Consider the following 11,770-nt stretch of genomic DNA (forward strand, 5'->3'; position numbering starts at 1 on the left):
TTCAGCGCGCTGCCGGCTGACGGGCGGCGAGTCGTTCCGCGATCCCACTGGATCGGGCGACTCGCCGCCCGATCGCCGTTCTGATGTCGTCGGTCGTGCCGATCACCGTCACGGCGTCGACGGCACGCGTGATCGCGGTGTAGAGCAGCTCGCGGGTCATCGCCCGTGAGTCGGCGTCGGGCAGCAGCACGGTGACCTGGGCGAACTCGCTGCCCTGGCTGCGATGGATCGTCATCGCGTAGCCGGTCTGGACGTCGGGCAGACGCGACGTGGCGAACTCGCGCACGGGCTCGCCGTCGACGGCCACCACCAGCTGGCCCTCGCGCTCGACGACCACCCCGGCGTCGCCGTTGAACACGCCCAGCTGGGCGTCGTTGCGGGTCACCAGGACGGGCCGTCCGGGGTACCAGTCGCCGTAGCCGACGTCGTGACGCAGGCCGGACGTGACGCGCTCGTTCCAGGTCGCGGCTCCGTACGGTCCGTCACGGTGAGCGCACAGCAGACGGTGCTCGCCGAGCCGTCGCAGCGCGGTGTCCGCGTCGTCGCGGCGTCCGGCGGCGACGAGGTCGCGGGCGATCGGCAGGAGGGTCGACTCCACGAGTGACACGCCCTGGTCGGGCTGCACGAGTCGGATCGCCGGGTCGCCGGCGGTGAGCAGCTCGACCGCGGTGTCGGCGTCACCGTCGCGGACCGCCGCTGCGAGGCGGCCGATCCCCGCCCCGAACCGATGACTGCGGGTGAGCCGGACGACGTGCTCGTCGGACCACCCGGCGACGACGTCGTGCAGGACAGCCCCGGCCTCGACCGAGGCCAGCTGGTCGGCGTCGCCGACCAGGATGAGCCGGGTGTCGGGCCGGAGCGCCTCGAGCAGCCGGGCGACGTGCTCGAGGGAGGCCATCGAGGTCTCGTCGACCACGACCACGTCGTGCGGCAGGCGGCGCAGGCGGTCGTGCCGGAAGCGCGTGTGGTTGTCGGGCCGCCAGCCGAGCAGCCGGTGCATGGTCGAGGACGGGAGGGCGGTCAGCCATGTCCGCTCGTCGTCGGTCAGGGCCAGCCGGCTCGCGGTGGCCGCGACGGCCTCGCGCATGCGGGCGGCGGCCTTGCCCGTCGGTGCCGTCAGGGCCACCCGCAGCGAGCGTCCGTGCATGGCCAGCGACTGCGCCTGCAGGATCGCCAGGACGCCGGCGACCGTCGTGGTCTTGCCCGTGCCGGGGCCGCCGGTCAGCACGATCGTGCCGACCCGGGCGGCGCGCTCGGCCGCGGCGCGCTGGTCGGCGTGCTCGGCGTCGGGGAAGAGCCGGTCCAGGTCCTCGGTGAGGCGATCCTCGTCGAGCGGGGGCGCCGAGAGAGTCGCCCGTGCAGTGAGGTCCTCGCAGAGCGCCACCTCCAGTCGCCGGTAGCGATCCAGATAGAGCAGCCCGTGCTCGACGACGAGCACCCGGCCCAGGGCGCTGCCCTCGACGGCGCGCAACCAGGCGTCCGGTTCGGGCCAGGTCAGGCCGGGGACCTCGGGATCGTGGCGCGGGTCGAAGCAGGTCGACCCGTGCCGGACGGCCCGGACCGCGAACGCCAGCGCGAGCAGGGGCAGGTCCGCCGACTCGCCGGTGATCCGGCCCAGTCGCGCCGTCACCAGTGCGTCACCGGGGGTGAGGACCTCGGCGGCGACGAAGTCGTCGATCCTGGCGTGCGTCGTCATCGGTTCGCTCCGGTTCCGTCGAGCAGCTCGGACAGGGCGACGACGAGGGCGGCCGGCGGGCGCCACGAGAAGACGCCGTACGGCACGTCCGCCTGGCGCGGCGCATCCGGCCCGGCCATGCCGCGCAGGTACAGGTACAGCACGCCTCCCAGATGCCGCTGCGGGTCGTAGTCGCGCACCCGCCACCGCAGGAAGCGGTGCAGGACCACGGAGTAGAGCAGGGCCTGCAGCGGGTAGGTGCCGGCGTTCATCGCCTCGGCCAGCGTGTCGGGGCGGTAGCCGGCGATCGTCAGTGGCACGTCGGTGGGACCCAGCCAGTTGGTCTTGTGGTCGACCACCAGGAACCCTCCGGTGGGCAGCCGCAGCACCAGGTCGATCGAGCCGGTCAGGTAGCCCCGCAGCGACTGGTCGGCCAACCCCGGGGACCTCAGGCGTGCTGCGAACGGGCGCAGGGGGTCGTCGATCGGCAGGTGGGACTCCAACACATCGGCGAGATCGCCCAACCGTGCCAGCCCGGCCACCGGGTGGTCGCCGCCGCCCATCGGGATCTCGAAATCGAGCTCCTTCAGCTGGCGCTCGCTCAGCAGGGAGAGCAGGTCGAGGTCTCCGGCGAGCGGACCCAGGGGCGTGGTGAGGATGGCCTCGAACGCGCGCACGGCGGTGGCGACGTCCATCTCGACCGGCCACAGGTCGAGCTGCTCGCGGACCCGCGCCTCGATCTCGGCGGGCAGGTCCTCGGCGGTGACGTCGACCTCCTCGAGGACGGCGTGGACGAGACTGCCGAAGGTGGCGCCCTTCGGCAGCTCGGCCATGGGGGAGGGACGGGTGTCCGCCGCGTCCGTCACGACCGCCGGGAGCGACTCGTCCTCGTCCGTCGTGCCCTCGGCCTCGGGCTCACTGCCGACGTGGGGCGCGTCCTGCTCGGCGCGGATGAGACCCGAGTACGACGTGCGGCGCCACGCGGTGTCGAGCTCGCGGTCGAACGGACGTACCGCGAGGTCGCCGGGGCTCTCGGTGAGCGGCACGTCGGCGACGGCGCGGGGGACCACGCGCTCGAGCGAGGGTCCGCCACGGTCCTGCCAGCCCCGCAGCACCGAGAGCGCCGTGGCGTCGTCGGGGACGGGAGCCACCTCGGGAACGTCCGGCCGAGCGGGGTCGGGGCGGAACAGCAACCGGTGCAGGCCGGAGTTGCGGGCGTCGCGGGTCGGGGCCCACCACGCGACGAGTTGGGACTTCGCCCGTGTCATCGCGACGTAGGCCAACCGCAGCACCTCACCGGCGTCCTCGGCCTGGGCGGCGCGCGAGTGCTCGCCGAAGGCAGGGTGCCCCGAGCCGCCGACGTCGAGGAACCGCTGCCCCGAGGCGTCGTGGAAGCGAGGTCGCTCCTCGCGGTCGGGACGCCAGCGGTTGAACAGGAAGGGCAGGTAGACGATCGGGAACTCCAGGCCCTTGCTGGCGTGGATGGTCAGCACCTGGACCGCCTTGGCGTCGCTGTCGAGCCGGCGGGTGAGCTCGGCGGAGTCGCCGCTCTCGCTGCGCTGGCGTCGCAGCCACTGCACGAGCCCGGACAGTCCGAGGTGCTCACGCAGGGCGACCTCGTGCAGCAGGTGCGCGACGTGACGCAGGTCGGTCATCCGCCGGTAGCCGTCGGGCCGGGCGAGGATGCGGGCGGCGAACGCCTCGTCGGTGAGGGACTCGACCACGGCGGCCACTCCGTGGGCGGCGAGCAGGTCGGCGAGGTCGCGGACGCGCGTGGCGATCCGGTCGGTGAGCTCGTCCCCGCCGACGACGAGGGTCGTGGGGTCCTGGCCGAGCAGGTCCGTGAGGCCGGCCGCCCGGACGAGGCCGGAGCGTTGTGGCGACTCCATGGCCTCGAGCAGGGTGAGCCAGTCGTCGGCGGCGCTGCTGCGCAGGACGTTGCTGCCACCGCCGAGGACGGCCGGGATGCCATGGCGCGCGAAGGTGCGCCGGACCAGGTCGGCCTCGACACCGGTGGCGACCAGCACGGCGATGTCGCCCGCCGCGACGGGACGGACTCCGTCGGCGCCACTGTCGAAGGTGGCGCCGGAGCCGATCACCTCGGCGACGTCGACCGCCAGGTCGTCGGCGATCGTGCTGCGTGCTGCCGCGACGGCGAGCTCGCGGTGAGGCTCGTCGGCCCCGTCGCGGTCCATCACCCGGAGCCGGAATGCCGCCGGTCGGGGCAGGTCGCGCAGTCGGCTCCGGGCGTGCTGGGCCCGGACGGGGCGCACGGCGATGTCGGGGTGGCCGAGCTGGGCGCCGGCGAACGTCGCGCCGAGCGCGTCGACCAAGGGGGCGTCGCTGCGCCAGTTGACCGGCAGGGTCCGTCGCTCGGTGGCGGTGGCCGCGGCCCGCAGGTAGGTGTGGACGTCGCCACCGCGGAAGGCGTAGATCGCCTGCTTCGGATCGCCGATCAGCACGAGCGTGGCGACGCCCCCGAAGGCGCGGTCGAGGACGTTCCACTGGACCGGGTCGGTGTCCTGGAACTCGTCGACCAGCACGACGCGCCAGCGATCGCGCATCAGCGCACGGGCGGGGGAGTCGGGTTCCTCGAGCACGGACTCGAGCCGGCGGAGGAGGTCGTCGTAGTCCAACAGCCCCAGTTCGCGCTTGCGCTGGTCGAGGCGGCGCCGCACGACCTCGGCGAACCGGACCCGCACGCCCGCGGAGGAGTCGGGGTCGGCGTCGACGGGCACGAGTGCGGCGTGGGGGTCGGCCACGACCGCGTGCGCCAGGGCCCGGGCCTGGCCGTGCGACAGGGCCGGGTCGTCCTCGCGGGCGTACTTGGCGACGTAGAGGTCGTCGACGATCTGGTCGACCAGCTCGGTCAGGTCGTCGGTGAGCTCAGCCGAGCCGTCGGAGTCGCCGGCGGTGCCCAGGCTGCGCAGGACCGTCTGGCAGAACTGGTGCGTGGTGGCGATGGTGGCGCCGTCGAAGTCGGCCAGCGCGGCGCGCACCCGCGCTCGGCGGGCGGCGACCTCGGCGTCGGGCACGGCGGTCAGCAGCCGCAGCAGCGGGTCGACGCCGTCACGGTGCGTGGCGGGCTCGGCCAGGGCCGCCTCGGCGGCGACGAGCTGGTCCCGGACACGCTCGCGCATCTCGCGACTGGCGGCGCGGCCGAACGTGATGACGAGCAGCTCGGGCAGGGTGACGACGCCCTCGGCGACGTAGCGGGTGACGAGCGCACCGATCGTCCAGGTCTTGCCGGTGCCGGCACTGGCCTCGAGCAGGGCCGTGCCCGACGGCAGCGGGTCGGTGATGTCGAACGACTGCAGGTCCAGGTCGGTCACAGGGCCGCCTCGCGTTGGTGATCGAGGGCGCCGTCCCACAGCCGCGGCGCCAGCGTCGTGAAGCCGTCGTCGACCAGTGCCGAGAACGGGGCCTGGGCGCCCCAGACCCGGACGATCTCGTCGGCGTCGCGGTCGGGCGGAGGGCCGAACGCCTTGGCGTCGCGCTGCCACTCGCGGGTTGCGATCCGCGCGGCGGCCTCGGGCCCCCGGGAGCGCAGTTGGGTCGTGTAGGTCAGGGCCAGCTCGACCGGCAACGGCAGGGGCCGCAGCAGGCCCGCGTCACGCAGGTCGACCAGGTCGGCCAGCAGCCCGAGGGCCGCATCGGGGTCGGACGGCAGACCCGTGACGATCTGGGCCGAGCCTCGCCCCACCTTGCCCGCGGTGTGGGCGACCCAGTGGACGTCGGGACGCTGAACGGCCAGGGCGAGCAGCCGGACCCAGTCACGCAGCCGGTGGCGGCCGTGGACGGTGGAGTAGGAGACGGTGACGAGCCGGTCGTCGTGAACCCCTTCGACGGTGCCCAGCAGGCGCCGGCCGTCGGGCAGGGCCACGTCGATGTCGACGGTGGTGGCGTCGCCGGACCTGAGCGCGGCGGTGCCGGCGACGAGGGTCGCGACCCGGGTGCCGACGGTCGCGCCGACGGCCGTGCCGAGGCGTCCGGGCGGAAGCATCCCGGCGCGCCACACCGCGGACCACGCGTCGTCCGCGCCGACTCCGCGCACGGCGTCGTCGAGCAGCCGCTGGCCGATGTGCCACTGCTGGAGCCCGTCGAGCGTGATCGGCAGGTCCTCGTCGAGCAGGTCGTCGTCACCGGTCAGGGAGACGTCGAGTCGCTGGCGCCAGAACGACCGGATCGGGTTCTGGACGAACGCCACCAGGTCGCTCAGCGCCAGGTCTTCGCGCGGGGGCGCCGGCAGGGGAGCGGGCAGGAACGGGCCGGGCTCCCGGCGCGGCCCGAGACTGGCGCGGGCGCCGGCGAGTGCCGCCGGGTCGAAGCTGAAGGGACGGTCGTCGGGGACGACGGCGCCGGGCAGCAGGTTGCGCGGGTCGAACGGCTGGAGCGGGTGGTGGGTGACGACGTCGACCCCGTCACCGGCGGTGCGCCGGACCTGGTCGAGCAACTCGCCCAAGGGGACGGCGGGAGGGCGCGGCTGGCCGCGGTGCTCGTCGGCGCCGGTGTACGTGACGACGAGTGTCTCGGTGGCCGACATGACGGCGTCGAGCAGCAGCTGCCGGTCCTCGGCCCGGGCGTCCCGCTCGCCGGTGAGGGGCCGGCGGGCGAGGACGTCGTCGCCGTCGGTGTGGGTCGCGCGCGGGAAGGTGCCGTCGTCGAGACCGACCAGGCACACCACCCGGTGCGGGACGGAGCGCATGGGGACCATCGTGCACACCGTGAGGCTGCCGGTCCGGAAGTTGGCCCGGGACGGACGTCCGGCCCAGCGGTCTCGGACCATCGAGAGGACCTCGCCGGGGCGCAGCACCGTGGCGTCGTCGTCGAGCCGCTCGAGCTCGCGGTCGACCTGCTGGCGCTGCCAGGCCAGCGAGTGCGGGACGTCGGCCACGTCGGTGAGCAGGGCGTCGATGCGACGCGCCCACTGCGCCATCGTGGCGTCGCGGCCGAAGGCGTCGACCGCCCGCTCGAGGGCGTCGACGAAGGTGACGAGGCGGCCGACCAGGTCGACGTCGCCGCTGGGCACGTCGTCGAGCGGCAGGACCTCGGCCACGGGCCGGGCGGGGTCCTCGGTGGCCGCCACGCCGCAGACGAGTCGATCCAGGCCCGCGCGCCAGGTGTTCTGCTCCAGCGGCAGTCCGAAGCGACGCCGGTGCTCGGCGTCGAAGCCCCACCGCACCCCGCTGGTCTCGACCCACTGGGTGATCCGCTCGATCGCGGCGTCGTCGAGATCGAACTTCTGCCGGACGGGGGCCGTGGCCAGCAGGTCGAGGACCTCGGCGTTCGTGGCACGCCCGCGCCGGGCGAGCTCGAGCACCGCGACCGTCAGCGCCAGCAGAGGATTGGTGCGCGACGCCGCACGGTCGGCGAGCATCACCTGCAGGCGGTGGCCGGGGTGGTGGCGCCCTCGGTCGATGCTCTCGGCCTGTCCGAAGGCGGCATGGAACAGCGGTGCGTACGCCTCGATGTCGGGCACCATCACGAGGATGTCGCGCGGCTCGAGGGTGGGGTCGTCCTGGAGCAGGCCGACGATCACGTCGCGCAGGACGTCGACCTGCCGGGCGCGGCCGTGGCAGGCGTGGACCTGGATCGTGCGGTCGGCTGCGGCCGGTGGCGTCGACCCGGCGCCGGCGCGGTCGGCGGCCACGTCGGACTGCACCCGCCCCAGCAGGGTGTCGGGCCGCGGGACGGCGATCGGGGGATGCACCTGCAGATCGGGGGCCACGGCGGCGATCGAGCGCTGCAGCTCTCGGACGTCACGGCCGAGGGCGGCCAGGAGGGGGTTGCCGAGCAGCTCGGCCGAGGTGTCCTGCTCGCGGGGGACGATCGCGTCGACCGCCGTGAGGCGGTCCCAGGCCGTGGGCGAGGGATGGGGGAGCCACAAGTGGACGTCGCGGTGCTCGGCCAGGGCCGCCAGCACCTGCAACTCGCCCAGCGGCAGCCGGTTGTGACCGAACAGGCTGACCCGCGGCGGCAGGTCGACGGCCTCGGGCGAACGCCGGAGCGCGGCGGCGGTCGAGGCGATGCGCTCGTCCGGGGACGGGGCATCGATCAGGGCACGGACGCGCCGCCAGACCTCGGCCTGCCAGCGGACGTCGGCCGGCAGGACCCCGCCGGTGCCGTCCTCGTCGCGACCGTCGGTCCAGGCGGCGGTCATGGCCGGACGCTGACGGGCGTACGCGTGGAGCCGCCCGGCCAGGTGACGGGCCACCCCGAGCCGGCGGTCGCGACGCAGCGCGCGCTCGGGACCCTCGTGGTGCTGACCCAGGTGGCGCGCGACCGTGTCGAGCCACGGCTCGGCCAGGCCGGTCTCGAGCACCTCGAGCACCCGCCAGGTGAGCGCGTCGGGGCGCCACGGGTCCTGGTCGTCCTCGCCCAGCAGCTCGGCCACGATCGACTGCGGGCGCGCGAACCGGATCCCGGCGGTCACGCCGTCGCCCCCGTGCGCCGAGGCGCCGAGGCGATGGCTGAGGCGCTGGGACAGCCAGCGCTCGGTGCCCAGGGCCGCGACCACCACCAGCTCGGTGGCGAACGGGTCGTCCGACGGCTCGGCCAGCAGGCCGGCCAGGGCGTCGGCGAGCACGTCGGTGCGCTCGGCGCGGTGCAGGTGGAAGGTCATGTCGGGCCCAAGTCTGCCGTGTGGGTCCGACATCGGGACCCGCGGCGGGAAACAACTGCACCGGACCCGCGTCATGGACGAGTGAGACCTACGTCTCATGAGCATGAGTCGACGGAACGTGCGCAGCGTGGACCCGCTGTCGCGCCCCCGGTTGAGGGTCGTGCGGGGTGAGGCCCCCGAGCCCACCGAGGCGCCGCCCGAGCGCTCCGACGCGACCGACGTCCTCGCCGGGACCCTCATCGACGCGTTCGGTGACCGGGTGCTGTTCCTGTTCCACCGACGTCTGGCCGGACAGACCGGCGACCTGCCGATCATCGCGGTGACCGCGGCCGGCGTCCACCTGGTCGAGCCCCGTTCGTACCCGGGCAAGAAGGTCCGGGCGTCCCGGGACGGCAGCACCTTCGTGATCGGCGGCGTCCGGCACACCCGGATCGCCGAGCAGATGCAGCAGCACGCCGAGGCGCTGCAGGCCACGGTCTCGACCGGTCCGATCGCGGACGCGACCGTCCACACGAGCTACTGCTTCGTCGACGGCGATCTTCCCCTGCGTCCGTTGGAGGTCGCCGGCGTGCGCGTCCTCTCGGTCCGCTCGACCCTGCGGCGGCTGCGCGCCGGGGGGTCCCTCGACGAGCGACAGGTCGAGGCGCTGCACCGCGACCTGTCGCGTCGGTTGGTGCGTTCCTGACGCACGACGAGAACGACGATGGGACGGCCTCTCGGGGCCGCCCCATCGTCGTCTCACCCACGCGTCAGGTCAGTGGCTGATCGCCCGGCCCTCGGCGCCGGCGCCGGTGAGCGAGCGAACCTCCATCTCCGCCGCCTTGTTCTCGAGGTGCTCCTTGCTGCTGAGTGTGCCCAGGATTCCCAGCAGGAACGACGCCGGGATCGAGACCAAGCCCGGGTTCGCCAGCGGGAACCAGGACCAGTCGTGGTCGGGGAACATCGCCGTCTCGGAACCGGACACCGCCGGGCTGAAGACGATCAGACCCACGGTGATGATCAGGCCGCCGTAGATGCTCCACAGGCAGCCGCGGGTGTTGAACCGCTTCCAGAACAGCGAGTACAGGATCGTCGGCAGGTTGGCCGAGGCCGCCACCGCGAACGCGAGCGCCACGAGGAACGCGATGTTCTGGCCGTTGGCGGCGATGCCGCCGACGATCGCGACGGCACCGATCACCAGGGCCGCGATGCGGGCCACCTTGACCTCACGGCCGTCGGGCGCCTTCCCGCGATGGATCACGTTCGTGTAGATGTCGTGCGCGAACGAGGCCGATGCGGTGATGGTGAGTCCGGCGACGACCGCCAGGATCGTCGCGAACGCCACCGCCGACACGACGCCCAACAGCAGGGTGCCGCCGAGCTCGTACGCCAGCAACGGCGCTGCCGAGTTGGCCGCACCCGGCGCCGCCGCGATCCGCTCCGGTCCGACCAGTGCCGCGGCACCGTAGCCCAGCGTCAGCGTGAACAGGTAGAACAGGCCGATCAGCCAGATCGCCCAGACCACGGACTTGCGGGCCTCCTTGGCCGTGGGCACCGTGTAGAACCGCATCAGGATGTGCGGCAGGCCGGCGGTGCCCAGCACCAGTGCCACCGACAGCGAGATGAAGTCGATCTTGGTCACGCCGTCGAGGCCGTACTTCTTGCCCGGCTCCAGGGCGGCCCCGGCTGCGGCACCGTCGCCGAGCAGGTCCGAGAAGTTCATCCCGTACTGCGCCAGGACCCACACGGTCATGAGCAGCGCGGCACCGATCAGCAGGATCGCCTTGATGATCTGGACGTACGTGGTGCCCTTCATGCCGCCCACGAGGACGTAGACGATCATGAGCGCGCCGACCCCCGCGATGACCAGGGCCTGACCGAACTCGTCGTTGATGTTGAGCAGCAGTGCCACGAGGCCACCGGCGCCGGCCATCTGGGCCAGCAGGTAGAAGAAGCTCACCACGAGCGTCGACACGGCGGCGGCCGTGCGCACCGGGCGCTCCTGCATCCGGAAGCTGAGCACGTCGGCCATCGTGAACCGGCCGGTGTTGCGCAGCAGCTCGGCGACCAGCAGCAGGGCGATGACCCAAGCCACGAGGAAGCCGATGCTGTAGAGGAATCCGTCGTAGCCGGTCAAGGCGATCGCGCCGGCGATGCCCAGGAAGGACGCCGCCGACAGGTAGTCGCCGGAGATGGCGATGCCGTTCTGGCGCCCGGTGAAGGACGATCCGGCGGTGTACATCTGGTCGGTGCTCTTGTTCGTCCGGCTGGCGCGGATCACGAAGACCAGCGTCAGGACGACGAACCCCGCGAAGATCGAGATGTTCAGCGCGGTGTTGCCGATCTGCTCGGACTCGGCGGCCAGCGGCAGTGCGGTCGCGATCATGCGAGGCCCTCGGCTTCCATCTCTTCACGGATCTTCGACGAGCGGGGGTCCAGCTCGCGATCGGCATACCGCACGTAGGCCATCGTCACCGCGAAGGTGGCGACGAACTGCAGCAGGCCGAAGATCAGCCCGACGTTGACGTTCCCGATGACAGGACGGCTCATGAAGTCCACCGCGTAGGTCGACATCAGGACATAGACGAAGTAGAAGGCCAGGCCGGCGAGCGTGGCCGGGATGACCCAGCTGCGGTACTTGTGGCGCAGCTCTTGGAACTCAGGTGACGCCAGGACGCGCAGGTACGCGGCCTCGCGCCCCGTCGGCGCCGGGGACGCCGGATCGGATTCGGTCGGATGGCTCACAGCAACACCTCCACGGTGGCGGGCGGATTCGTGACGGCCATCAAAGTGATGGGCGTCACATCGCACGGTAGAGCCAGCGATTCCGCGAGGTCAGGGGCCGCCGCGCGGGATGCGACGAACGACCGTTTTCTGCGACGAACGGTCGCCCGCGGGGGCGGCGGGCACGCCGGGTGGGCCCGGTGCGCGTGCTCAGGGGTGCGGGATCCGGGCCCGGAGCTCGGTTTCGAGGTCGTCGACGACACCGGGTCCGAGCCGGGCGACGTGGTGGCCGGCGTGCATCAGGTAGCGGGCGTGGACCCGAAGGGCCGCCGGCATCGGCGGGAGGTCGCGCTCGGCCTCGCCGAGGGCGCCGGCGGCGTCGGCGCCCATGCGATCGGCGGCGATGGCTCCGTCGCGAGCGTCGACGATCCCGATCCCGGCTCCGGCCTGCGCGGCGCTGCGGAGCAGTTGCACGACGTGCGGGAGGTCGGTGGGGGAGGAGTCGACCGCCAGCAGGGGCAGCAGTCGCGCCGTCAACAGGTCGGCGATCTCGTGGGCCCGGGGGGTGAACGCGGCGTCCGTCCCGAGTCGGTGGATCGTGCTGGCGCCGAAGCCGTGGCGGGCCGCGGGATCGGCCGGCGGCCAGGTGTCGCCGTCCGGCGTGGGCAGGGCGAGCGCGACGCTGCGCTCGCGCGCCCGGGGTCGTGTGAGCCAGTTCACACCTGCAGCGTACGCTGTGGCGCAAAAGTGACACATGAAAGAAATGTGAC

At 73.1% G+C, this 11,770-nt stretch carries 7 protein-coding genes; 1 reads left to right on the plus strand and 6 read right to left on the minus strand.

Annotated elements, in window-relative coordinates:
- Position 1: 1 nt before the first annotated feature.
- The 3 genes from recD to recC are packed head-to-tail and all read right to left on the minus strand — an operon-like array spanning position 2 to position 8,297.
- Complete coding sequence (gene recD / locus H9L21_RS06335; RefSeq protein WP_154595225.1) at positions 2-1,696, minus strand: exodeoxyribonuclease V subunit alpha; 1,695 nt, start codon at positions 1,694-1,696, stop codon at positions 2-4.
- Positions 1,693-5,007, minus strand: a complete 3,315-nt coding sequence (locus H9L21_RS06340; protein ID WP_255467378.1) for a UvrD-helicase domain-containing protein — start codon at positions 5,005-5,007, stop codon at positions 1,693-1,695. The genes recD and H9L21_RS06340 overlap by 4 nt, the downstream gene beginning before the upstream one ends.
- Complete coding sequence (gene recC, locus H9L21_RS06345; RefSeq protein WP_154595224.1) at positions 5,004-8,297, minus strand: exodeoxyribonuclease V subunit gamma; 3,294 nt, start codon at positions 8,295-8,297, stop codon at positions 5,004-5,006. Before recC ends, H9L21_RS06340 begins: the two co-directional genes overlap by 4 nt.
- 103 nt (positions 8,298-8,400) lie before the next feature.
- On the opposite strand from recC, the gene H9L21_RS06350 reads away from it, so the two are divergent.
- Positions 8,401-8,982, plus strand: coding sequence for a hypothetical protein (locus H9L21_RS06350; RefSeq protein ID WP_154595223.1), 582 nt, complete (start codon positions 8,401-8,403; stop codon positions 8,980-8,982).
- Between the two features lie 69 nt (positions 8,983-9,051).
- On the opposite strand, the gene H9L21_RS06355 is transcribed toward H9L21_RS06350, so the two are convergent.
- The 3 genes from H9L21_RS06355 to H9L21_RS06365 all read right to left on the minus strand — a co-directional run bounded on the left by H9L21_RS06355 (position 9,052) and on the right by H9L21_RS06365 (position 11,720).
- Positions 9,052-10,662 (minus strand): monocarboxylic acid transporter, encoded by a 1,611-nt coding sequence (locus H9L21_RS06355; protein ID WP_154595222.1) that lies wholly within the window; start codon positions 10,660-10,662, stop codon positions 9,052-9,054.
- Positions 10,659-11,021 carry a DUF485 domain-containing protein gene (locus H9L21_RS06360; RefSeq protein WP_187411863.1) on the minus strand — a complete coding sequence of 121 codons (363 nt, stop codon included), beginning with the start codon at positions 11,019-11,021 and terminating at the stop codon, positions 10,659-10,661. The genes H9L21_RS06355 and H9L21_RS06360 overlap by 4 nt, the downstream gene beginning before the upstream one ends.
- A 189-nt stretch (positions 11,022-11,210) precedes the next feature.
- Positions 11,211-11,720, minus strand: coding sequence for a hypothetical protein (locus tag H9L21_RS06365; RefSeq protein ID WP_154595221.1), 510 nt, complete (start codon positions 11,718-11,720; stop codon positions 11,211-11,213).
- Between the last annotated feature and the right edge of the window lie 50 nt (positions 11,721-11,770).

It is taken from the genome of Aeromicrobium senzhongii (genome assembly GCF_014334735.1).
Lineage (GTDB): Bacteria > Actinomycetota > Actinomycetes > Propionibacteriales > Nocardioidaceae > Aeromicrobium > Aeromicrobium senzhongii.

Coding starts and splice junctions, on each gene's coding strand:
- recD (WP_154595225.1), bottom strand. CDS start 1,696: ATGACGACGCACGCCAGGATCGACGACTTCGTCGCCGCCGAGGTCCTC.
- H9L21_RS06355 (WP_154595222.1), bottom strand. CDS start 10,662: ATGATCGCGACCGCACTGCCGCTGGCCGCCGAGTCCGAGCAGATCGGC.
- recC (WP_154595224.1), bottom strand. CDS start 8,297: ATGACCTTCCACCTGCACCGCGCCGAGCGCACCGACGTGCTCGCCGAC.
- H9L21_RS06350 (WP_154595223.1), top strand. CDS start 8,401: ATGAGTCGACGGAACGTGCGCAGCGTGGACCCGCTGTCGCGCCCCCGG.